The organism is Paracoccus sp. NSM (assembly GCF_052379855.1).
Classification (GTDB): domain Bacteria; phylum Pseudomonadota; class Alphaproteobacteria; order Rhodobacterales; family Rhodobacteraceae; genus Paracoccus.
This window is the reverse complement of record NZ_JBQTCG010000002.1, coordinates 263,889-286,378: the sequence shown is the minus strand read 5'-3', so window position 1 is coordinate 286,378 and position 22,490 is coordinate 263,889. Positions and strand designations below refer to the sequence as shown.

The following is a 22,490-nucleotide window of genomic DNA, read 5'->3' as shown; positions in this document are numbered from 1 at the left end:
AGACGGAGATTGACGACGCCATGCGCTGCCTGATCGTCGAGGATGACGACAAGATCGCCGCCGACCTGACCGATGCGCTGGCCCGCAGCGGCTTTCATGTCGAGCGCTGCGCCGATGGCGAAGCCGCCTGGTTCGCCGGCGGGACCGAGCATTACGACATCATCGTGCTGGATCTGGGCCTGCCGCGCATGGACGGGCTGAGCATCCTGCGCCGCTGGCGTGCCGAGGGGATGGGCGCGCCGGTCCTGATCCTGACCGCGCGCGGCAGCTGGATGGAACGGGTCGAGGGGATCGACGCGGGCGCCGACGACTACCTGCCAAAGCCCTTTCACATGGAGGAACTGGTCGCCCGCGCCCGCAGCCTGGTGCGGCGCAGCACCGGCCATGCCAGCCCACGCCTGACCATCGGTGCGCTGGAACTGGACACAACCCGCCAGACCGTTGCCGTCGCCGGCCAGCCTGTTCATCTGACACCGCTGGAATACCGCCTCGTCAGTTATCTCGCCCATGCAGGCGCGCGGGTCGTGACGCCCTCGGAACTGCTGGAGCATCTTTACGGCGACCAGGATTCGCGCGAGGCGAATGCGGTCGAGGCAGTGATCGCGCGCCTGCGTCGCAAGCTGGGTGCGGGCGTCATCGCGACGCGGCGCGGCTTCGGCTATCATCTGGAGCAGGGCTGAATGGCGGGCTCCATCCGATGGCGGCTCCAGGTCCTGTCGGCGATCGGGATCGCAGCGCTGCTGGCGGCCTTTGCCGGCGGACTGACGATCCTGTTCGACCGGCAGGTGACGCGCCTGACGGTGGCAGAGCTGGAGCATCGCGCTGCGGCCCTGGTCGCGGGGCTCGACCGTCACAATCCGGGCCTGGCGCCCGCGCCGGGGATCGGCGGCAATCCACGCTATCTGCAGCCCTATTCCGGGCTTTACTGGCAGATAGAGGTCGGACGGCAGATCCATCGCTCGGCCTCTCTCTGGGATGCGGATCTCGCGCTGCCTCAAGACGCGCCCCGGCCGGGCGCGACGGCGCAATTCGAACTGGACGGGCCGGACGATCAGCGCCTTCTGGTGCTGGATCGCAGTCTCACCATCGGGTCACCGCCAGAGCCGCTGCGGGTGACGGTGGCCGAAAGCCGCGCCGCCCTGGACGAGGCCCAGGCGCAGTTCGCGCGCGACATGCTGCCCTTTCTGCTGATCCTCGGCGGCTTGATGCTGGCGGGCGTCGCCGCACAGGTCTGGGTGGGCCTGCGCCCCTTTGCACGAGTCCGCCAGCAGATCACGGCAGTGCAAAGCGGCGCCCGCCCGAGGCTGGGTTCCGGACAGCCTTCCGAGGTGCGCCCGCTGGCCGAGGCCATCGACGCGCTGCTGGACGACCGCGACGCCCGGATCGCACGGGCGCGCACGCGGGCGGTTGATCTGGCCCATACGCTGAAGACCCCCCTTCAGGCGCTGATGGGCGAGGCCGGTCGTCTGCGCGCGGCGGGGCACACGGGCGCGGCCGAGGCCATCGAAGATATTGCCGGCTCGGTCCGGGACCGGGTCGACGCGGAACTGGCCCGCGCCCGGATCGGCAGCGGCGGGCGGGCCGAGCTGGCTCAGGCTGCGGCCAAGGTCGCCCGCGTGCTGGCCCGCACCGCGAGGGCGCAGGCGATTTCCCTGACAATGGACATCCCGCCGGGCCTCGACGTGGCCATCGACGAGACCGACCTGATCGAGGCCCTCGGCAGTGTCGTCGAGAACGCGCAGCGCCACGCCCGCAGCCAGGTGCTGCTCTGCGCTGCACGAGCCGGGGCCGGGATCGTGCTGCGGGTGCGCGATGACGGACCGGGCGTGCCCGAGGCAGTGCTCGCCCATCTGACCGCGCGTGGTGTCAGCACCGATCCGGGGGCCGGCCGTCACGGCATCGGCCTGGCCCTTGCCGAAACCGTGGTCGGCGCGCATGGCGGCAAGCTGCATCTTGAGAACCTGACCGACGGCGCAACCGTCATCGGTTTCGAGGTAACGATGAACCTGCCGGCCATCGCCAACCCGTAATGCGGCCCCACGCCCACGCGCGGACCCGCGCACCGCTCGCCAGGCTGGCCGATCAGCGCTGGCCGCACGACATCCCGGTCAAGACGCCTCGGCTCAAGCGGAAGCCCCGATGCCGAAGCGCCGAGGGGCCCCCGTGCTGTCCGGCGGCGCGACGCGCAGCCGCGCCAGATCAGCCAAGCGTCAGCAGCGCGACCAATGCGAGGACGAAGGCAAGACACCCGATCACCACCAGATGCAGTTGTCCGAGGATCGTCGCCTTTGCCAGCCCGCCCGCCTGATAGAGCAGGTCAGGCCAGGTGTAGCTGACGAAATCGCCCTGCGTCAGCAGCGCCTGCAGGCGCCCCTGCTCGTCCACGACCGGCAGACGGCGGAAGCGTTCGTTCGACATGATCCGCAGCCAGTCCAGCACGTTGTCGGTTTCCTTGGCCATGCGGATCTCGCGGGTCATGATCTCGGACAACAGCACCTTTTCGGGGTTCAGGTTCCGGGCCACCAGCTTGAACATGATATCGCGCTCGGTGACGATTCCCTCGACGCGACCTTCGGTGTCGGTGATCACGATGCAGCCGTAATTACGGGCCTTCATCGCCGCCACGGCCTCGGACACGGTGCTGTCGGCGCGGCCGGTCAGGGGGCCGAACTTGGTGGCATATTCCGGGCGATCAACGATCCGGGCGCCCTTGCGCGCCTTGACGGCCTCCATGTCGGCGCTCCTTCTGTCTGGCTTGCGCGACCAGCGTTGCGCCGCGCGCCCTTCCGATCAAGCGCTAATCGTCCCGCGAGGCGCGGCGGATTGACCCGGCCGGTCGTTCCGCGCCTGCGACCCGATGAACCCTTTCGCCCGGCACAGCAGCGGCTAGGGTCGGGCGCGTGAAATCCGGAGCCCCGCATGACCGACAACACCCGTGACCGTCAGGAGATCTGGGCGACCGAACTCGACAGCCTTGCCGACCGCGCCTGGACTGCGCTGTCGCGTGGCGTCGCTGACCGCCGCGCCCCGGCACGCCATCCCACGTTGGCCACGATCTCGCCCGATGGCTGGCCCGAGACGCGCATGGTCGTGCTGCGCGCCGCGGACCGGGCAGCGGGCAGAGTCGAGATCCACAGCGATCTGCTGGCCGCCAAGGTCGCCGCGCTCCGAGCCAATCCCCGTGCCGCGCTGCATGTCTGGGACGCCTCGGCACGGTTGCAGATCCGCCTTTCAGCCGAGGTCCGCATCCTCGACGGCGATGCGGTCGCGGCGATCTGGCAGGCTCTGCCGGACGTCACGCGCCACAGCTACGGCACGACCCCGCCGCCCGGTCAGCCCATCGCAGAGGCGCTGGATTACCGCAAGCCGGCCGATCCGGCCCGGCTTGCGGTGCTGGATTGCCGATTGATCGCGATGGACCTGCTGCACCTGGGCAGCCAGCACCGGCGCGCACGATACGAGGCCGCCTCGGGCTGGGCGGGCCAGTGGCTGGCACCCTGATCCCCTGCCCCGACCTCTAGCCCCTGCGCTGCCTGCGCCGATGCATGGCGTGGATCGCAGGGGCCAACGCATGGTCATAGACCAATGTCGCCGCCTGCATGATCCCCGGCAGGCCGACGACCCGCGCCAGCCAGCGATAGCGCGGCATCCGCCGCCACAGCGCCAGAAATGCGGGTATGCCCGACAGAAGCCGACCATCCTGCAGCACGTGCAGGCGGCGGGCCGCCTCGTCAGGATCGAGGCCCCATTCCGCGCAGGCCGAACCGTTCAGATCGTCGAAGCGGATCGGCAGGCCCCTGCGACCGGCATAGCCCGCGTAATGCTCGATCTCGCGGCGGCAGATCGGGCATTCAGCGTTGTAGAGGACGGCAAGGTCGTTCTTCTGTTCCATCGCCGCAAATTGGGCCTGCGCGCGCGAAATTCCATCCGGCGGCATGTCGCAGCTTACGGGTTCTTTACCTCTGGGCGCTATGGTCGCCCGGGAAGAGAGGTGCACATGAACAGGCTGGTAGACCGCACGATCGAGGAATTCCTGCGCATGACTTATGGCGACGACCTCGTGCGGGTCCTTGCGGACGAACTGGCCCTGCAGGAGGGACTGCCCCGCGACGACCTGCAGGGCTGCGGCAGGCAGGCCCTTGCGCTCGTCGCGGCGCAGATGGCGAAATCGCAGGCCGAGATGTTCGAGGATGTCGGCGCGTGGCTCACGCGGCTTGAACCGATCCGCAGGCTTCTGCGCTTTTCGGGGCGCGATTTCCGCGACTTCCTTCTGGGGCTGGAGGAATTGCCGGGCCGCGCACATCTGGTCCTGCCCCTGCTGGCGGTCCCGGAGCTGACCATCACGCGACTGACAGGCGCCATCGTGATCACCGTGCGGGCCGAGGATCCCGACTGGCAGCCGGTCCTGATCGGTCTGGTGCGCGGCATGGCCGACGATTACGGCGCGCTGTGCCTGATCGACGCCGACGGCCCCGACATCCGCGTCGAGATCTGGGAGGAACGCTTTGCCGAAGGACGCAATTTCCGCCTCAGTTCCGAGCTTTCGGTGCAGGGAGGGCGCGCATGACCGCCCCCCGTCCCGCCGAGGGTGCAGCCTCTGACGCGCCGCTGGCCTTGTCGGCGGCGGCGCTGTCACGCATCCTGCCGATGCATTTGCGCCTCGATCCTGTGGGGCGCGTGATTTCGGCGGGCGAGACCCTTCTCAAGGTCGTGCCCGGCCTGGCCGACGGCCTGCAGGGGCGGCTGGTGCCTTTGCGCGCCCATGGCGGGCGCGACGTGGTCGAGGCCGTCCATCTGGCCGCATCCGAAGGGCGGCGCCTGTTCCTCGGCCTCTGCCATCATCCCGACATCGTGCTGCGCGGCCATGCCGTGTGCGCCGCGGACGCCACGATCCTGCTGAATCTGGGCTTCGGCCTGTCCCTGCGGCGCGCGATTGCGGCCTGCGACCTGACCGACGCCGATTTTCCGCCGACCGATCTGGTGATGGAGTTCCTGTTCCTGCACGAGGCCAATCGCGGCGTCCTGTCGGAATTGTCGCGCTTCAGCGCCCATCTGGAAACTGCCCGCCGCATGGCCCTGTCCGAGGCACATAGCGATGCGCTGACCGGCCTTCTGAACCGGCGGGGGCTGACACTGGCCCTGGCCGCGCTCCTGCGTCCGGGCCAGGCCGAGGGGCCGCGACCCTTCGCGCTGGTGCAGCTGGATCTGGACCACTTCAAGCCGGTGAACGACCGGCTGGGCCATCAGGCGGGCGATGCCCTGCTGGTCGAGATCGCAACCGCCCTGCGCCAGACGATCCGGCAGGCCGACACGGCGGCGCGGCTGGGCGGGGACGAATTCGTCGTGATCCTGCGTGACATGACCTGCCGCGAGCAGCTTGGCCGCATGGCCGCCCGCATCATCGAGGCGGTCGAGGCACGCAGTCCCGAAGGGATCGCACCGCTGAAGCTCGGCGCAAGCCTCGGCATCGTGATCTGTCAGGGCGGGGGCGAGCTCGAGGCCGAGGCGATCCTGGCAGCCGCCGATCGCGCCCTTTATCGGTCTAAGGATGCCGGGCGCGGCCGTGCGACGATCGAGGATCTGCACGCGGGCGACGGCGCCGGCCCGCAGACAGGCCCGCCCTGACGGCCCTCGCGCCGCCATCTGGACAAGTTTGCGCGCCTGCTGTCTGATCGCGCCATGAACATCCTGCTGGTCGAGGACAATCCGGATCTGGGCGAGGCGATCGAGGCCCGGCTGCGCGGGCTTGGCCATCAGGTGACGTGGAACATGACCGGCGACGACGTCCCCGAGACCGTGGCCTCGGACCAGATCGACGCGGTTGTCCTGGACCTGACCCTGCCCTCGGGCGACGGGATGGCGATCCTTCGCGGGCTGCGCCGGGCGCGGCTCAATCTGCCGGTCCTCGTCATCACCGCCCGGGCCGAGATCGACGACAAGGTCAGCCTGCTGGATCTGGGCGCCGACGATTACCTCGTCAAGCCCTTCGATCTGCGCGAGTTCGAGGCGCGTCTGCGGGCGGTGATGCGCCGCCCTTCGGGTCAGGGATCTGCGGTGGTGGAGCTGGGGCGGCTGCGGCTGGATCAGGCGGGCCAGCTCTTGTGGCTGGACGGCACGCTGGTCGAGATGGGCGCGCGCGAATTCCGGCTGCTGGACAGCCTGATCTCGGCGCCGGGCCGCGTCACCACCCGCGACCGTCTGATGGCGCGTCTGGGGGATCTGGAGGATGGCGGATCGGAGAACGCACTGGAACAGATCGTCTCGCGCGTGCGTCGCAAGATCGCCGGATCGGGCGTGCAGATCGTGACTGTGCGCGGCGTAGGCTACATGGCCCAAGATGAAGAACCGCGCGGATGACGGCACCGCGCGCCCTGTCGCTGCGCCGCCGTTTTCTGGCGCTGGCGTTGGCGATGCTGGTCAGCGCGGCGATGCTGCTGGTGATCTTCATCGGCGATTATGCGCGGCGCGCCTCGGACCGGGCCTTCGACCGGCTGCTTTCGGCTTCGGCCCTGTCGATCGCCGGCGCGGTCCAGATCGAGGATGGCGCGGTCGCGGTCGAGCTGCCAACCGCCGCCTTTGCGATGATCCCCGAGCAGGAGCGCGTGTTCTACGCCGTGATCGGCGCGCAGGGCCAGCATGTGACCGGCTATCCCGACCTTGCCCCCGATGCACCGCTGGCGCGTTCGGTCGCGCCGGTCTTCGCCGATGCGGTCCACCGTGACGAGCCGGTGCGCCTGGTCAGCGTCGGGCGTCTGGTCTCGACCGCCGAGGGCACGGGCTGGGTGACCGTGCGCATGGCCGAGACGCGCGGCGCGCGCGCCGAACTGGCGGCCGAGATCCTGCGCAACGCCGTCGTTCCCGTCGCGGTGCTGACGGCGCTGGCGCTGGTGCTCGTCTGGCTGGTGATCGGCCGCGCCTTCGCGCCTCTGGACAAGATCGATGCCGCCCTTCGCGGCCGCAGGCCCGATGACCTTTCGCCGCTGAACGTGCCTGTCCCGGTCGAAATCCAGCGCCTGGTGGATGGGCTGAACGGCTTCATGGGGCGGCTGGGCCAGTCGATGGACCGGATGGGCGGGCTGGTGGCCGAGGCCGCCCATCAGGTCCGCAACCCCCTGGCCGCTTTGCGCGCGCAATCCGAGATGGCCCTGACCGAACCGGACGAGGCAAAGCTGCGCGCCCGCACCGCGCGGATCCACGGCCTGGCGGTGGAATCCAGTCATCTGGTCTCGCAATTGCTGATGGATGCAACGATCTCGCACCGGATGGAGACGACCGAGGCGCAGCCCGTCGCCGTCGCCGCCCTGGTGGACGAGGTCGCAGGCAGGCTGGACCCGGACCTTGCGCCGCGCATCGGCCGTCGCATCACCGGGGCCGAGGCCGCGGTGGTGCGGGGCGATCCGGTCGCGCTGCGCGAGGCGCTGCGCAATCTCATCGACAACGCGCTGAGCTACAGCCCCGGCCCCGTCGAGATCGAGGCCGCGCCCGGCGCGCCGGGCCGGGTCGAGCTGCGCGTGCTGGATCGCGGGCCGGGCATTGCCGATGCCGACAAGGCGCGGCTGGTCGGACGCTTTCAGCGCGGTGCCGCGGGCGCCGGGCATGTCGGCTCGGGGCTGGGCCTCGACATCGCGCGCCGGGTGGCCGAGGCGCAGGGCGGCCATCTGATCCTGCGCGACCGGACGGGTGGCGGTCTGGCGGCGGTCCTCGACCTGCCTCTGGCCCCGGCGGGCGGCAAGGCGGCCCGGCGCGGGCCGCGCAGCTCGGCGATCTGGGCGGCAGCGCTTGCGCTGGCCACGGCGATGGCGCCGGGCGCGCGGGCCGAGCCGCTGCACTTTCCCGCCCCCGGCCGCGGACCCGCCGACCCGCCCGCCCGCGATCTGGCCATCGCGGGAACGACCGACACGCGGCTTTTCGTCGATTTCATCGCCGGCTTTCAGGAGCAGTTCCCCGATATCGACGTGACCTATGCCGAGATCGACAGCAACGCGCTCTATCGCGGATATCTGGACGACACCCTTCCCTTTCGCCCTGACGTGCTGATCAGTTCTGCCTCTGACCTGCAGTTCAAGTTGGCCAATGACGGGCACGCGCTGGCCCATGCCTCGCCCTGGCTTGCGGGGATGCCCGACTGGGCGCATTGGCGGGGCGAGATCTTCGGCTTCACCTTTGAACCGGCGGTGATCATCTACAATCCGCACCTGATCCCGCCCGGCACGCAGCCGCGCGGCCACACCGAACTGGCCGCCCTGCTGGAGCAGCAGCCCGAGCGGTTCCAGGGCCGCGTGGCGACTTATGACATCGCCCGCAGCGGTGTCGGGCATCTGCTGGCGACGCAGGACCAGCAGATCTCGTCGCAATTCTGGCGGCTGGCGGCGGCCTTTGGCCGGGTGGGCGCGCGGCTGAGCGATTCGAGCCCCGAAATCCTCGATGCGGTGGCCTCGGGTGAGCTGGATCTGGCCTATAACGTCTTGGGGTCATACGCCTTCGCGCGTCAGGCCGAGGGCGCGCCGATCGGGGTGATCGTCCCTGACGATTACGTCCTGGTGCTGACCCGGACGCTGCTGATCCCGCGCGATGCGCCCGACCCGGACCTGGCACGCGCCTTCATCGACTTTACCCTGTCCCCGCAGGGGCAGGCGATCGCGGCGGGGCGGTCGGCCCTTGGCGCGGTCCGGCCGGGCGTCGCCGGGATCTGGACCCCCGAACGGATCGGCGCGATGGGTCAGGGCTCGGTCCAGCCCATCGCGCTGCGCCCGGTCCTGCTGGCGGGGCTGGACCCGCAGCGCCGCATCCGCTTTCTGACCACGTGGCAAGAGATCGTGGCCCCCTTCTCGCCCTGACGCCCCCTTTCGGGCGATGTCAGGACGATGACAGGAAAGCCCGCTATGTTCGGTTCATCCGGGCATGGGAGGTGTCCGGCGCCGCAGCTTTCATCGCCCCGCGCGCCTGGCGTGACGGGTGTGCCAGCTGCCAGCCTCCCCTCCTGCCCGTGCGAACGGCCCAAGGGCCAGATGACATCCTGGGAGGGAACATGAAGAAATTCGGTATCGCAGCCTTCGTTTCGGCCTCGCTTCTGGCGCCTGCCGCCATGGCGGAATTGTCGGAACTGCGGATCATGGCGCCGGCCGGTCCGGGCGGCGGCTGGGACCAGACCGCGCGGACGATCCAGTCCACCCTGCAATCCGAGGGGCTGGTCAGCAACATCCAGGTCGAGAACGTCGCAGGCGCCGGCGGCACCATCGGGCTGCAGCAATTCGTCAACCGCTCGTCCGGCGATCCGGCGGCGACCATCGTGGGCGGCTATGTGATGGTCGGCGCGGTCATCGCCAATGATTCGCCGGTGAGCCTGGCCGATGTGACGCCTCTGGCGCGGCTGACGGGCGAATATGTGGTGGTCGTGGCCGCCGCCGACAGCCCCATCGAGAATGCCGAGGACCTGGCCGAGGCCCTGCGCAGCAATGCAGGCGCGGTGACCTGGGCGGGCGGTTCGGCAGGCGGCGTCGATCACATCGCGGCGGGCCAGTTCGCCAAGGCGGCGGGCGTCGAGCCGCAGACCATCAACTACATTCCCTATTCGGGCGGCGGCGAGGCTCTGGCGGCGATCCTCGGCGGTCAGGTGACGGTCGGCGTCTCGGGCTTTTCCGAGTTCTCGGGCCAGATCGAGGCGGGCGCGCTGAAGGTCATCGGCATCACCGCCCCCGAGCGTCAGGATTATCTTGATGCCCCGACCTTCGTCGAACAGGGCTTCGACGTCGAGGTGCAGAACTGGCGCATGATCGCGGGCGCCCCCGGCATCACCGACGAACAGAAGGCCACGCTGGTCAGCACCATCGAGACGATGGCGGCATCCGACACCTGGGCGCAGGAACTGCAGACCAAGGGCTGGGTGGACACGTTCCTGGCCGGTGACGACTTCGCCGCCTATCTGGACGAGCAGGTCACCGCCACCGCCGCCATCCTGACCGATCTGGGGATCACCGAGTGATGTCGGGCGACACGACAAGGGCAGCCGGGGAAACCCGGCTGCCCGACGAACCCGAGATCCGGCTCTATGGCGAGGACGAGGCCGGGCAAGGCACGGGCCAGCGCGATCTGGCCGCGCTCGGCATCGCGGCGGGGATCTTCGGGCTGGCGCTGCTGCTCTATCGCGACGCCTCGTCCTATCCGGTGCGGCGGTCCTATGCACAATTCGGCCCCGAGATTGTGCCCTACATCGTCGCGTCGGGCCTGACCGTTCTGGCGATCCTGACCGCGATCAGCGCATGGCGCGGCGGTTTCGAGGCACGCGAGCGGTTGAACGTGGGCGGCGTGGCCTGGCTTGCGGGCGCCATCATCGCGCAGATCGCGCTGATCTATTCGGGCAGCGGCTTCATCATCGCCTCGACGGTGCTGTTCGCCTGCGCCGCGCGCGCCTTCGGCCAGACGACCTATCTGCTGAACCTGGCCATCGGCAGCGTCATGTCGTTCCTGCTGTTCCTGCTGTTCCGATACGGGCTTGGCCTTGCGCTGCCCAACGGCCCGCTGGAACGCGTCATCGACCAGATCCTGAGGTAGGGCATCATGGATACCTTCGTTCTTCTGCTGGACGGTCTGGGGACCGCGATCCAGCCCATGAACCTGATGTTCGCGCTGCTGGGGGTGATGCTGGGAACCGCCGTCGGCGTGATGCCGGGGATCGGCCCTGCGCTGACGGTCGCGCTGCTGCTGCCGGTCAGCCTGTCCTTCGGTGCCACCGGCTCGATGATCATGTTTGCGGGCATCTATTACGGGGGCATGTATGGCGGCGCGATCTCGTCGATCCTGCTGAACACGCCCGGCGAGACCGCATCCATCATGACCGCGGTCGAGGGCAACCGCATGGCCAAGCGGGGCGCGGGCGGCAAGGCGCTTGGCGCGGCGGCCATCGGGTCGTTCTTCGGCGGCACCATCGCCACGATGGGCCTTGCGCTGGTCGCACCGCTGATGGTGGCGGTCGCGCTGTCCTTCGGCACGGCCGAGTATTTCGCGCTGATGGTGCTGTCCTTCATGACCGTCTCGGCGGCCTTCGGCGGGTCCGTGGTGCGCGGCATGACCGCCCTCTTCATCGGCCTGACCATCGGCATCGTCGGCACGGACAAGCTGACCGGGCAGGTCCGCATGGCCTTCGGCGTCCCGGAAATGAGCGACAACATCTCGATCGCCATTGTCGCGGTGGGTCTGTTTGCCATCGGCGAGACGATGTATCTGGCCTCGCAGCACATCAACCACAAGACCAAGGCCCAGGCGGTCAGCGGTTCGGTCTGGCTGAACTGGGCGGACCTCAAGCGCTGCTTCCGGCCTTACTTGCGCGGGACGGGTCTGGGCTTCCTGTTCGGACCGATGCCCACGGGCGGCGCCGAGATCCCGACCTTCCTGTCCTACACCACCGAAAAACGGCTGGCGCAGGGCGAGGCGCGGCGCGATTTCGACGAGAACCGCGGCGCCATCGAGGGCGTGGCCGGACCCGAGGCCGCCAACAACGCATCGGCGGCAGGCACGCTGATCCCGCTGCTGACGCTTGGCCTGCCGACCTCGGCCACAGCGGCGATGATGCTGGCGGGCTTTCAGCAATACGGGCTGCAACCGGGGCCGCTGCTGTTCACCAACAGCGCCGATCTGGTCTGGGGTCTGGTGGCCAGCCTGTTCATCGCCAACCTGATGCTGGTCGTGCTGAACGTCCCCTTCATCGGCATCTGGGTCAAGCTGCTGACGATCCCGCGGCCGTTCCTCTATGCGGGCATCCTGACCTTTGCGACGCTTGGCATCGTGGGGGCGCAGGGTTCGGCCTTCGCGCTGATCCTGCTTCTGGGCTTCGGCACGATCGGCTTCCTGATGCGGCGGTTCGGCTATCCGCTGGCGCCCGCGCTGGTGGGGGCGATCCTCGGGCCCCTGGCCGAGGAACAACTGCGGCGCGGTCTGATGATCAATCAGGGCGACTGGACCTTCCTGCTGAACTCGAAGATCGCCCTGTCGATCTATGCCATCGCGCTGCTCGCGGTGCTGGGGCCGCGCCTCTGGGCGCTGATGCGCCGCAAACCCGTCGTCGCGGCCTGATCCCTCCCCGCCGCGCGACAGGGGCCGCCCCGGCGGGGCGGCCCTTTTGCGTTCACGATGACGTGACGTCCCGCTCGCCAGAACGGCCCCGGCCGGTGGAGATTATGCTCAAGGTGTCTGTGGGGGGCGAGGAATGTTCGATGTCATCATCGTGGGGGCGGGTTCGGCGGGCTCGGTTCTGGCCAACCGGCTTTCGGCCGATCCCGGCTGCCATGTCTGCCTGATCGAGGCGGGCGGACGCGACCGAAGCCCGTTGATCCACATCCCGCTTGGTCTGGCGCTGCTGGCGCGCACCAAGGGCGTCAACTGGGGCTTTGGCACACAGCCCGAACCCGCGCTGAACGGGCGCAGGCTCTACTGGCCGCGCGGGCGGACGCTTGGAGGGTCCAGTTCGGTCAACGCGATGATCTATACGCGCGGCCACCCCGAGGACTACCGCATCTGGGCCGAGGCGGCAGGCCCGGATTGGGGCTGGGACCGCGTGCGGTCGCTGTTTCTGGACCTCGAGGCGAATGGCAGCCACGGCGCGCCCCATCACGGGCAGGACGGCCCGCTGACCGTCAGCGACCTGCGCCATGTGAACCCGCTCAGCCGCGCCTTCGTCGAGGCGGGCGTTCAGGCGGGCTTTCCCCAGAATCGCGATTTCAACGGGGCGGCGCAGGAGGGCGTGGGCCTCTATCAGGTGACGCAGCGCGAGGGGCGGCGCTTCAGCGCGGCGCGGGCCTTTCTGGTGCCCGCGATGGGCCGCGCGAACCTGACGATCCGCACCGGCGCACAGGTCCGCCGGGTCCTGTTCGAGGGGCGGCGTGCCGTGGGGGTCGATCTGGGGCCGGAGGTGCTGCGCCTCAGGCCCGGCGGTCAGGTGATCCTCTGTGGCGGCGCGGTGAATTCGCCGCAATTGCTGATGCTGTCCGGCATAGGGCCGGGCGCGGAATTGGCGCGGAACGGCATCCCGGTCCTGCATCACGCGCCCGAAGTGGGGGCCAATCTGGCCGATCATCTGGACATCACCGTCATGGCCGCCGCGCTTGGGCGCGAGGCGATCGCGGTCGCCCCGGGCCTTCTGCCGCGCCTCTTGCGCGCAGGGCTGGCCTTCGCCCGAGGGGGTCAGGGAGAGCTGACCTCGAACGTGGCCGAGGCGGGCGGCTTCGTGCGCTCGGACCCGTCGCGGGACAGGCCGAACCTGCAATTCCATTTCCTGCCCGCGTTGCTGCGCGACCACGGGCGGCGGACCTCGTGGGGTTACGGGGTGACGCTGCATGTCTGTGACCTGCTGCCGCAAAGCCGGGGGCGGATCGGGCTGGTCAGCCCCGACCCCCTGGCGCCCCCGCGGATCGAGGCGAATTACCTGACCCATCCCGCCGACATGGCCGTGATGCTGGACGCTGTGAGGATCGCGCGCCGGGTGATGGCCGCGCCCGCGCTGGCCGGACGGCTCGGCGCCGAGATCCTGCCCGGCCCCGCAAGGCGCGACGACGCCGCCCTGATCGAGGATATCCGCGCCCGCGCCGAGACGATCTATCACCCTGTCGGCACCTGCCGGATGGGCCGCGACGATGCCTCGGTCGTCGATCCGCAGGGCCGCGTGCGCGGGGTCGAGGGCCTCAGCGTCGTCGATGCCTCGATCATGCCCTCGATCATCGCGGGCAATACGAACGCCCCCACGATGATGCTGGCCGAGAACATCGCCCGAATGATGACCCGCGCCTGACGCGCCCTGTAAAGGGCTGCGACCTCGCGCGAACCGCGCGCCGCAAGGCGTTGATAATGCTGGATCAGGAAGATTTGGCTGGGGCGGTAGGATTCGAACCTACGGTACACGGTACCAAAAACCGATGCCTTACCACTTGGCCACGCCCCAACTGTGGGAGGGTGATTACCGAAGGCCCGAGGCAGGTGCAAGACCGAAAATGCAGAAATCTTGCCCTGCCCGTCACGCCGGGTTAACCGGGCCGCATGGAGCATTTCGACCTTGTCATTCTTGGCGCCGGGGCGGCCGGTCTTTTCTGTGCGGGCTCGGCCTTGGCGCAGGGCCGGCGCGTCGCGGTGCTGGATCACGCGCGCAATCCGGGCGAGAAGATTCGCATCTCGGGCGGGGGGCGCTGCAACTTCACGAATCTGGCCACGGCGCCCGACCGGTTCCTGTCGGGCAACCCGCGCTTTGCCGCCAGCGCGCTGGCGCGCTATCCGGCCCGCGACTTCGTGACGCTGGTGGATCGGGCGGGCATCGCATGGCACGAAAAGACCCAAGGCCAGCTTTTCTGCGACGGCAAGGCCACGCAGATCACCGACATGCTGCTGGCCAGGATGCGCGGCGCCGACCTGCGCCTTGAGACGCCGATCGAGACCGTCACACATCAGGGCGACCGCTTCCATGTGACCGGCCCCCGGGGGGCAATGACGGCGGCGCGGGTGGTGGTGGCGACGGGCGGCAAGTCGATCCCCAAGATCGGCGCGACCGGTTTCGCCTATGATCTGGCCCGCCAGTTCGGGCTGCGTCTGGTGGATACGCGCCCTGCCCTCGTGCCGCTGACCTTTGCCGAACAGGATCTGGCGCTCTGCCGCCCGCTGGCGGGTGTTGCAGTCGAGGCCCGGATCGCCCATGGCGGCGGCGCCTTCCGCGATGCGCTGCTGTTCACGCATCGGGGCCTGTCGGGGCCGGCGATCCTGCAGATCAGCAGCTTCTGGCAACCCGGAGAGGTGCTTCAGATCGACCTTTGCCCCGACCACGACATCGCCGCGCACCTGAAGGAGGCGCGGGGCCGCAATGGCCGCCAGCAGGTGGCGACCGCGCTTGGCGCGATGCTGCCCGAACGCCTGGCGCAGGCCCTTGCGGTCGAGACGGGGCTGGCGCAGGCGCGGCTGGCCGATCAGAACAACGCCCGCCTTGACGCGCTTGGCGCGCGGGTCAATCGCTGGCGCATAACCCCCGTCGGGACCGAGGGCTACCGCACCGCCGAAGTGACGCTTGGCGGGGTGGACACGCGCGATCTGGATGCACGCACACTGGCGGCGCGCGCCGTGCCGGGGCTGCATTTCATCGGGGAATGCGTGGATGTGACCGGCTGGCTGGGCGGCTATAATTTCCAGTGGGCCTGGGCCTCGGCCGATGCCGCCGGGCGCGCCTGAACGCACCCGGCGCGCGGGTCAGTAGCGCGCGGCCATCGCGGATAGCGGCAGGGGCTTGATGCGGCTGGCATGACCCGCCGTGCCGAAAGCCTCGAACCGGGCGCGGCAGATTTCCGACATGGCGGCCATGGCGGGCTTCAGATAGGCGCGCGGATCGAATTCCTCGGGGCGCTCGGCAAAAACCTTGCGGATCGCCGCCGTCATCGCCAGCCGGTTGTCGGTGTCGATGTTCACCTTGCGCACGCCGTGGCGGATGCCGCGCTGGATTTCCTCGACCGGGACGCCCCATGTCGGGCGGATGTCTCCGCCATGCGCGTTGATGATCCACTGCAGGTCCTCTGGGACCGAGGATGAGCCGTGCATCACCAGATGCGTGTTCGGCAGGCGGCGGTGGATCTCCTCGATCACATGCATCGCCAGGATGTCGCCATCGGGCTTGCGGGTGAACTTGTAGGCGCCGTGGCTGGTCCCCATGGCGATGGCCAGCGCATCGACGCCGGTATCCTGGACAAAGCGCACGGCCTCGTCAGGGTCGGTCAGCAGCTGATCCTCGGACAGCTTTTCGGTGGCGCCGTGGCCATCCTCCTGATCGCCCATGCCGGTTTCCAGACTGCCCAGAACGCCCAGTTCCCCCTCGACCGAGACGCCGCAGGCATGGGCCATCTGGGTCACGCGGCGGGTGATGTCGGCGTTATAGGCGTAATCGGCGGGCGTCTTGCCGTCGGCCTTGAGGCTGCCATCCATCATCACGCTGGTAAAGCCGTTCTGGATCGCGGTGGCGCAGGTCGCCAGACCGTTGCCGTGATCCAGATGCATGCAAATCGGAATATCGGGAAAGGCGCGGGCCAGCCCCGTGATCAGCCCCGCCAGAACCGCGTCATTGGCATAGGCGCGCGCGCCCCGGCTGGCCTGCAGGATCACCGGGCTGTCGGTGGCGGCGGCGGCCTGCATGACCGACAGGCCCTGTTCCATGTTGTTAATGTTGAAGGCCGGCACGGCATAGCCATGCTCGGCGGCATGGTCCAGAAGCTGGCGCAGGGTGATCATGGCCATGGGGCGTTATCCTTTGCGGGCAAGGTAGGTGTGGATCGTCGCCACCTCGTCGGCGGCGCCGAAGATCAGGGGCGTCATCTGGTGCAGGCTGTCGGCGGCCAGATCGAGGATCGGGCGGCGCCCATCGGTCGCCTGCCCGCCCGCCTGTTCGATCAGAAAGGCGATGGGCGCGGCCTCGTAGACCAGCCGCAGACGCCCGTTGGCATAGCCCGGGCGCGCGTCGTCGGGGTAAAGGAACACCCCGCCCTTCAGCAGGATGCGGTGCAATTCGCCGACCGCGGCGGCCAGCCAGCGCATGTTGAAGTCGCGCCCGCGGGGCCCCTCGGCGCCCGCGCGCAGATCGGCGGCCCAATCCCGCAGTCCGGGCGCCCAGTGCCGCTCGTTCGAGGCGTTATAGGCGATGGTCGAAGCCTGATGCTTCAGCCGCAACCCCTCATGCGCGATACGGAAGTCGCCGCCGGGTTCCAGCGTGGCGACATGCACGCCCTGCCCGGTCGAAAAGCCGAAATCGACCGAATGGCCAAAGGACGCATAGCCCGCCGCCACCGCCGTCCGGCCCGGCCGCAGGAAGCTGTCCGGACCCGAGGGCAGAACGCTGAACAGCAGGCCAAGCGGCGCGCCGATGCCGATACTGCCCGAGCCGTCGATCGGGTCGATGGCCACATCGAAATCGCCGCCCTCGTTCAGGGCGATGACGGCTTCGGCCTCTTCCGACAGGACGCGGCGCACGCCGGCCGCGCGCAGCGCCGTCAGCATGTGGTGATGGGCGGCCAGATCCAGCGCCTTTTGCCAGTCGCCGCTATCATTCGTGCCGACCACGGCTTCGGGATCGCCATGCAGGCGCCCCGCCGCCAACCGCGCGGCCAAGGGCGGCACGGCGCGGGCGATGGCCGCGATGACGGGGCCTGCGGGGGCGCCTTCCAGCGCCTCGGCCAGGCGGGGGCCGGTCGCGGCCCCATCGGTGGGAAGCCGCAGCATCAGGCCTTGTTGTATTTGGCATCGACCGCGTCGATGGCATCCACATTGCCCGCCGACTTGCCCGAGGCGTCGAAGTTCAGCGTTTCCGCAAGCCAGGCATCGGCGATGGCCTTGGCCAGTTCCGGGCCGATGACCCGCGCGCCCATCGTGATGATCTGCGCGTTGTTCGACAGCGCCGCGCGGGTCGCGGAATAGGTGTCATGCGTCAGCGCCGCGCGGATGCCCGGCACCTTGTTCGCGGCGATGCAGACTCCGATCCCCGTGCCGCAGACCAGGATGGCGCGGTCAAAGGTGCCGTTCATCACGCCCGAGGCGACGCGGTCCGACAGGTCCGCATAAAAGGCGTCCGGGCCTTGATCCGTGCGGCTGATCTCGGACACGTCAAAGCGGTCCTTCAGGTGATCGGCCAGCAGCTTTGCCAGACCCTCGCCCGCGCTGTCCCCTGCAATCGCCAGTTTCATGCCGTCTCTCCCATGGTTGCGGCGCAGCGCGCCAGAATGTCCAGATAGCCCGCCACGTCCCAGGCCGAGCGTCCGATGAACAGCCCGTCCACATGCGGACAGGCGATGAGTTCCGCGCAATTGCCCGGATTGACCGACCCGCCATAGAGACATGGGATGTGCCGCCCCATGACCTGCCGCGCGACGTCGGCTATCTCGGCGTGCCGCGCATCGGCATAATCGGCGGTGGCGGGTATGCCGCCCGCGCCGATGGCCCAGACGGGTTCATAGGCCAGAAGGATGGGCGCGTCGGACCCCGCCACCGGTTCCAGCGCGGCGCGGACCTGCGCGGCCAGAACCTGGGTGGCGCGACCCGCCTCGCGTTCGGCCAGGGTCTCGCCGATGCAGATCAGCGGGGTCAGCCCGTGCCTGACGGCGGCCGCCGTCTTCAGGCCGACCGTCTCGTCGGTCTCGCCGAAATGGGCGCGGCGTTCGCTATGGCCCAGCTCGACCAGATCGAGGCCGCAATCGACCAGCATCGGCGCGCTGATCTCGCCGGTCCAGGCGCCCTCGTCCTGCCAGTGCATGTTCTGCGCGCCGACCTTGACATCGGTGCCCGCCAGCGCCGCCTTGACCTGACGGCAGGCGGTGAAGGGCGGCACGACAAAGCGCTGGATGCCAGGCAGAGGCCGAGCCGCGCGCAGCCCCTCGGCAAAGGCCAGCGCCTCGGGCAAGGTCTTGTTCATCTTCCAGCTCGTGCCGATCCAGAATGTCGTCATCGCTTTCCTCCGCTGTCCTGTGAACCCGTGGCATTCCCCGCGACGATCAGCGCGATGCCGCCGCGCTCCAGCGCCGCCAGATGGTCGGGCGCGGGCGCCGCATCGGTGATGATCGCGTCGAAATCCGACAGATTGGCCAGCAGATGCAGCGCGCTGCGCCCGAAGCGGCGATGGTTCACCAGCAGCACGCTGGTTCCCGCCGCCCGCATCATGGCGCGCTTCGTCCGCACCGCGTCGCCATCCATGTGAAAGGCCTGAAGCCCCGCCACGGCCGGGGTCGAGACAAAGGCCAGATCGGCGCGCAGCCCTGCCAGCGCGTTTTCCGTGACCATGCCGAAAAAGCCGTTGAATTTGGCGCTAAAGGTGCCGCCAAGCGCGATCAGCGTGACGCCGGGCGCGTCCTTCAGCCGTTCGATCACGGCGGCATTGTTCGTGATGACGGTCAAGGGCGCCAGCGCGGCCAGACGCGCCCCCAGAAGCGCCGCCATCGAGCCGTCATTGACCATCACCGTCATGCCCGGCTCGACCAGCGCCATAGCCGCCTCGGCCATGCGGGCCTTGGCCTCGCCGTCCTGCAATTCGCGGATGCGGAAGTCGCTTTCGAACTGGGTGCCCGCCTCGATCGTGGCGCCGCCGCGCACCTTTCGCAACAGGCCCGCCTGGGCCAGATCGTCCAGATCGCGGTGGATGGTCATGCGGCTGACCGCGAAACGGGCCGCCAGCGCGTCCAGATCGACCGCGCGGTCGGCCACCAGCAGATCCATGATCGCCTGTCGTCTCTCGTCCCGCTTCATCACCAGCGCCCCCTCTGGCGCCGCTCATAACACAATGCGCGTTATATGGAACACCGATCATGTGATCCTGTGACGATTTCATGTGATGAATCGGCAAGCCTGCCGCGCGCAGGGCGGCGCGGGGCCAAGCGGCAGCGTCCGGGCCGGGCTTTGCCCGGCCCGCCCCCCTTACGGGGCAGGTCGTTGGTCAGGACAACAGGCTGCGGGCTGTCAACTCGTCAGTGATCAGCCCGGACAGGTGGCCACTGTTCAGCACCGCGCGGATCGCGGCGATCTTCTGCGCGCCGCCCGCGATCACGACGATCCGGTGCCCGTCAGGGCGGCCCAGATCCACCGACAGCGTCCGCATGCTCAGCGTCGTGGTCAGAACGCGGCCCTCGGCATCGAAGAAATGGCCCATCATCTCGCCCACGGCGCCGGCGGCGTTGATCTCGTCGATCTCGTGGCGCTCGATCATCCCCGAGGCGACAAGCTGCGCGCCCGCATCCGCCGATCCCATCCCCACCAGTTTCAGCGTGGCGCTGTTGGACAGGTCGAAGATCTCGCGCACGCCGGGCTGCGCCAGCAGGATCGCCCGGTCGCTTTCGCTGTTGGCAAAGAACGGCACCGGCAGCACGAAGGCCTGCGCGCCAGTCTTTTCGGCCAGGCTGTGCATCACGTCATGCGGGTTCGCCGCGTAATTCCGCGTAAGCCCCCCCAGAACCGAGACGAACCGCACCCGCCCCGCATCAAAGCGCGGCAGGTTCTGCACCGCCGCCGCCATCGTGCGGCCATGGCCCAGACCGATCACCTGATGTTCGCCCCGCTCGATCTCGCGGCGCAGGAAGGCCGCGCCGGCCAGGCCAAGCGCGCGCAGGGGGATGTCCTCCTCGCCCAGATCGGGGGCGACCTCGCAATGATCCAGCCCGAAGCGGGCGCAAAGCCGGTCCTCCAGCATGGCGCATTCGACGATCTCGCCGTCGATCGTCACTTTCACCACGCCCTCGGCCACGGCGCGGGCGATCAGGCGATGCGCCTTGACCCCCGGCACGCCCAGCCGCTTGGCCACCGCCGCCTGCGTCAGCCCGCCCGCGTAATGCAGCCAGGCCGCGCGAATCGCGAGGCTCTGTTCAGGATCGACCGGCCCACGCCGCGCCATCAGCCCGCGTCCCGCATCAGCGCACAAAGCGCGGGCCGCGACAGCACCGCTGGATTGGCTCTCATCGACGAGGACGAGGCGGCCGCCTCGGCCGCCTGGCCCTGCGCGTCTGCGTCGATGCCAAGCGCGGTCAGGGACGGCAGGCCGCAGCCCCGCGACCAATCCGCCAGCAGGCCCGCCGCGCGATCCATATCGGCATCCGGGTGCCCGAAGGCCGCGCCGATCCATCCCGCGACCTCATCAAGCCGCGCGGCCAAGGCCGGATCGCTGACCACCGCCCGGTTCGCCCGCAGGCCATGCGGCAGCAGCACCCCGCAGATCGCGCCATGCGCCGCCCCCGTCAGCCCGCCCAGGGGGCCCGCCAGCCCATGCACGACCCCCAGCCCGGCATTGGCCAATGCCAGCCCGCCGCACAGGCTGACCCAGGCCATGCTGTCGCGGGCGGCAGGGTCCTCGGCCTGCATCAGCCGCATCAGCGCGGCCAGCCCCTGCGGGATCGCATCACGGCACAAGGCGTCGGTCAGCGCATTGGCGCGGGTGCTGACATAGGGCTCGATCACCTGCGTGATCGCGTCCAGCCCCGAGGCCAGCGTCACCGCGCGCGGGCAGCCATCGGTCAGGGCCGGGTCCACGATGGCCAGACGCGGCAGCATCCGCGCATCGCGCAGGCTGACCTTGCGCCGCGCCTCGGGCACGCCGATCACCGCGTTGCGCGTGACCTCGGCACCGGTCCCCGCGGTGGTCGGGATCGCGACAAAGGGCAAGGGCGCGTGATCCAGCGGCAGGCCCTGCCCCACGACCTCAAGGTGATCCATCAGGGGCCGCGCCATCGTCAGGCAGGCGGCCAGCGTCTTGCCCGCATCGATCACCGCGCCACCGCCCAAGGCCACGACGACCTCGGCCCCGCGCGCAAGGCGCAGCGCGTCCTCGATCATCGGCAGGTCCGGCTCACGCGGGATCGAGAGGCGCGCGACCGTGCAGCCCCGATCCTCGAGCGCCCGCGCCAGCCCGTCGGCGCGCGACCCCGTCGCCCCCTGCACCAGCAGCACCGCCCGCCCCATCGCGGCCACGCGGGCGGCAGCACCCGCCATCTGGCCGCGTCCGAACAGGATTTCCGTGGCTGTGGCAAAAGCAAAAGGGCTGGTCATGGCTGAATTCCTGCTGTGTCAATCCGCTAGATATTCAGCTTATCCGCGCCCGTGTCGATATGGGGCGCCCAGAAGGCCACGCTTTCCGCGATCTGGGCGATGACCTGCCGGTCATTGGGCTCGCGTTCCTTGAAGCTGAGTTCCAGACAGATCTCATTGTCGATGGCGCCGCCCTCTGCCAGCGCGACCAGCAGGGGTTTCGGCTGGATGCGGCCCAAGGCGTTGAAATCTGCGGTAAAGGGACGATGCCCGCCCTTGTCCATCAGCGATTGTTTGATGTGGATGATCGGGCTGACCGGCGGCACCGCCCGCGCCCAGGCATAGGGATCGTAATCGGCCGGGTCCGCGCTGGTCACGTCGCCATGGTCGATATCGGCCATCATCCACATTGGGATGGCCATGCCCGAAGCCGCGATCCGGTCCTGCAAGGCCATCGCGGCGGGAATCGTCTCGCCGAATTCGCGCCCTATGCTCATCGGCTCCCAGAACAGGTAATCGAGGCCCGCGCCCCTCGCGTGGTCCGCGACCTCGGCCCAGCAATCCAGCGCGGCGTCGATCAGTGCCTCGCGGCGCGCCGGATCGTCGTAATCGCGCCAGGTGAAGATCGCGAATTGCGTGCCGATGCTGCGCCCGCCCAGTTCGGCGGTGATGTCGGCGAAGGTCCGGAACCAGTCGATATAATGTCTCCGCACCTCGGCGTCGGGATGACCGAAATGATTGAGCCGCCCGTAAGGCCCGGTCATGCCGCTGGTGACGCGCACCCCGGTGCGGTCCAGCGCGGCGCGCATCTGCCGGGTCAGGCGCCGGATCAGCGGCGCGGGCCAAGAGGGGTTGATGAATTCATGGGTCAGTTGCAGGTCGCGGATGCGGATGTCGCGGGCCACGATGTCGATCAGATGGTCCGGGTCGGCGATGCGGTTGACCAGCGGATTGGTGTTCAGCGAAAGCGTCAGCATCGTCAT

General features: G+C 69.1%; 22 protein-coding genes and 1 tRNA gene. 12 read left to right on the top strand and 11 right to left on the bottom strand.

The genetic code is table 11. The annotated features are described in order from the left end of the window. The first annotated feature begins 20 nt into the window (after nucleotides 1-20). Nucleotides 21-680 carry a response regulator transcription factor gene (locus ACTZWU_RS04545; RefSeq protein ID WP_444736167.1) on the top strand — a complete coding sequence of 220 codons (660 nt, stop codon included), beginning with the start codon at nucleotides 21-23 and terminating at the stop codon, nucleotides 678-680. Continuing rightward, nucleotides 681-2,030, top strand: a complete 1,350-nt coding sequence (locus ACTZWU_RS04540) for a sensor histidine kinase (RefSeq protein ID WP_444736166.1) — start codon at nucleotides 681-683, stop codon at nucleotides 2,028-2,030. Nucleotides 2,031-2,199: 169 nt separating this feature from the next. On the opposite strand, the gene ACTZWU_RS04535 is transcribed toward ACTZWU_RS04540, so the two are convergent. Further along, on the bottom strand, nucleotides 2,200-2,733 hold the full coding sequence (locus ACTZWU_RS04535; RefSeq protein ID WP_444736165.1) for a CBS domain-containing protein: 534 nt from the start codon (nucleotides 2,731-2,733) through the stop codon (nucleotides 2,200-2,202). 186 nt (nucleotides 2,734-2,919) lie between these two features. Here ACTZWU_RS04535 and ACTZWU_RS04530 point away from each other — a divergent pair, with 186 nt between their 5' ends. Beyond that, nucleotides 2,920-3,501: a pyridoxamine 5'-phosphate oxidase family protein gene (locus ACTZWU_RS04530; protein WP_444736164.1), complete on the top strand. Its 582-nt coding sequence runs from the start codon at nucleotides 2,920-2,922 to the stop codon at nucleotides 3,499-3,501. Nucleotides 3,502-3,517: 16 nt separating this feature from the next. Here ACTZWU_RS04530 and ACTZWU_RS04525 read toward each other — a convergent pair whose 3' ends face one another. Next, nucleotides 3,518-3,892 (bottom strand): thiol-disulfide oxidoreductase DCC family protein, encoded by a 375-nt coding sequence (locus tag ACTZWU_RS04525; protein WP_444736163.1) that lies wholly within the window; start codon nucleotides 3,890-3,892, stop codon nucleotides 3,518-3,520. A 105-nt stretch (nucleotides 3,893-3,997) separates the two neighbouring features. Between ACTZWU_RS04525 and ACTZWU_RS04520 the strand changes: the two genes are divergently transcribed. The 8 genes from ACTZWU_RS04520 (at nucleotide 3,998) to ACTZWU_RS04485 (ending at nucleotide 13,780) form a co-directional block, all read left to right on the top strand. Then, nucleotides 3,998-4,567: a heme NO-binding domain-containing protein gene (locus ACTZWU_RS04520; RefSeq protein WP_444736162.1), complete on the top strand. Its 570-nt coding sequence runs from the start codon at nucleotides 3,998-4,000 to the stop codon at nucleotides 4,565-4,567. Further along, a complete protein-coding gene (locus ACTZWU_RS04515; RefSeq protein ID WP_444736161.1) occupies nucleotides 4,564-5,625 on the top strand; it encodes a diguanylate cyclase domain-containing protein in 1,062 nt (353 codons plus the stop codon). The genes ACTZWU_RS04520 and ACTZWU_RS04515 overlap by 4 nt, the downstream gene beginning before the upstream one ends. Nucleotides 5,626-5,679: 54 nt before the next feature. Then, nucleotides 5,680-6,357, top strand: coding sequence for a response regulator transcription factor (locus tag ACTZWU_RS04510; RefSeq protein ID WP_444736160.1), 678 nt, complete (start codon nucleotides 5,680-5,682; stop codon nucleotides 6,355-6,357). Next, on the top strand, nucleotides 6,354-8,837 hold the full coding sequence (locus tag ACTZWU_RS04505; protein WP_444736159.1) for a sensor histidine kinase: 2,484 nt from the start codon (nucleotides 6,354-6,356) through the stop codon (nucleotides 8,835-8,837). Before ACTZWU_RS04510 ends, ACTZWU_RS04505 begins: the two co-directional genes overlap by 4 nt. 191 nt (nucleotides 8,838-9,028) lie before the next feature. Further along, nucleotides 9,029-9,982 carry a Bug family tripartite tricarboxylate transporter substrate binding protein gene (locus ACTZWU_RS04500; RefSeq protein WP_444736158.1) on the top strand — a complete coding sequence of 318 codons (954 nt, stop codon included), beginning with the start codon at nucleotides 9,029-9,031 and terminating at the stop codon, nucleotides 9,980-9,982. Next, complete coding sequence (locus ACTZWU_RS04495; RefSeq protein WP_444736157.1) at nucleotides 9,982-10,551, top strand: tripartite tricarboxylate transporter TctB family protein; 570 nt, start codon at nucleotides 9,982-9,984, stop codon at nucleotides 10,549-10,551. The genes ACTZWU_RS04500 and ACTZWU_RS04495 overlap by 1 nt, the downstream gene beginning before the upstream one ends. A gap of 6 nt (nucleotides 10,552-10,557) precedes the next feature. Continuing rightward, nucleotides 10,558-12,069, top strand: coding sequence for a tripartite tricarboxylate transporter permease (locus ACTZWU_RS04490; RefSeq protein ID WP_444736156.1), 1,512 nt, complete (start codon nucleotides 10,558-10,560; stop codon nucleotides 12,067-12,069). 133 nt (nucleotides 12,070-12,202) lie between these two features. Further along, on the top strand, nucleotides 12,203-13,780 hold the full coding sequence (locus ACTZWU_RS04485; protein WP_444736155.1) for a GMC family oxidoreductase: 1,578 nt from the start codon (nucleotides 12,203-12,205) through the stop codon (nucleotides 13,778-13,780). A gap of 75 nt (nucleotides 13,781-13,855) precedes the next feature. Here ACTZWU_RS04485 and ACTZWU_RS04480 read toward each other — a convergent pair. Next, nucleotides 13,856-13,930, bottom strand: a tRNA-Gln gene (locus ACTZWU_RS04480). A 95-nt stretch (nucleotides 13,931-14,025) separates the two neighbouring features. Here ACTZWU_RS04480 and ACTZWU_RS04475 point away from each other — a divergent pair. Beyond that, nucleotides 14,026-15,198, top strand: coding sequence for an NAD(P)/FAD-dependent oxidoreductase (locus ACTZWU_RS04475; RefSeq protein WP_444736154.1), 1,173 nt, complete (start codon nucleotides 14,026-14,028; stop codon nucleotides 15,196-15,198). Nucleotides 15,199-15,216: 18 nt separating this feature from the next. Here the strand turns inward: ACTZWU_RS04475 and fba are convergent, their stop codons facing one another. The 8 genes from fba to ACTZWU_RS04435 form a co-directional block, all read right to left on the bottom strand. After that, nucleotides 15,217-16,251: a class II fructose-bisphosphate aldolase gene (gene fba / locus ACTZWU_RS04470; protein ID WP_444736153.1), complete on the bottom strand. Its 1,035-nt coding sequence runs from the start codon at nucleotides 16,249-16,251 to the stop codon at nucleotides 15,217-15,219. A gap of 6 nt (nucleotides 16,252-16,257) precedes the next feature. Next, entirely contained in the window at nucleotides 16,258-17,229 is a 972-nt protein-coding gene (locus tag ACTZWU_RS04465; protein ID WP_444736152.1) for a class 1 fructose-bisphosphatase, read from the bottom strand. Continuing rightward, nucleotides 17,229-17,690, bottom strand: coding sequence for a D-erythrulose-4-phosphate isomerase (gene derI / locus ACTZWU_RS04460; RefSeq protein ID WP_444736151.1), 462 nt, complete (start codon nucleotides 17,688-17,690; stop codon nucleotides 17,229-17,231). The genes ACTZWU_RS04465 and derI overlap by 1 nt, the downstream gene beginning before the upstream one ends. Then, a complete protein-coding gene (locus ACTZWU_RS04455) occupies nucleotides 17,687-18,448 on the bottom strand; it encodes a triose-phosphate isomerase (RefSeq protein WP_444736150.1) in 762 nt (253 codons plus the stop codon). Before ACTZWU_RS04455 ends, derI begins: the two co-directional genes overlap by 4 nt. Continuing rightward, on the bottom strand, nucleotides 18,445-19,242 hold the full coding sequence (locus ACTZWU_RS04450) for a DeoR/GlpR family DNA-binding transcription regulator (protein WP_444736422.1): 798 nt from the start codon (nucleotides 19,240-19,242) through the stop codon (nucleotides 18,445-18,447). Before ACTZWU_RS04450 ends, ACTZWU_RS04455 begins: the two co-directional genes overlap by 4 nt. Before the next feature lie 187 nt (nucleotides 19,243-19,429). Further along, nucleotides 19,430-20,380 (bottom strand): sugar-binding transcriptional regulator, encoded by a 951-nt coding sequence (locus ACTZWU_RS04445; protein WP_444736149.1) that lies wholly within the window; start codon nucleotides 20,378-20,380, stop codon nucleotides 19,430-19,432. Further along, the gene (locus tag ACTZWU_RS04440) at nucleotides 20,380-21,528 is read right to left on the bottom strand and encodes an iron-containing alcohol dehydrogenase (RefSeq protein WP_444736148.1); all 1,149 of its coding nucleotides are present in this window, start codon (nucleotides 21,526-21,528) and stop codon (nucleotides 20,380-20,382) included. The genes ACTZWU_RS04445 and ACTZWU_RS04440 overlap by 1 nt, the downstream gene beginning before the upstream one ends. 26 nt (nucleotides 21,529-21,554) lie before the next feature. After that, nucleotides 21,555-22,484, bottom strand: coding sequence for a sugar phosphate isomerase/epimerase family protein (locus ACTZWU_RS04435; RefSeq protein WP_444736147.1), 930 nt, complete (start codon nucleotides 22,482-22,484; stop codon nucleotides 21,555-21,557). Nucleotides 22,485-22,490: the final 6 nt, after the last annotated feature.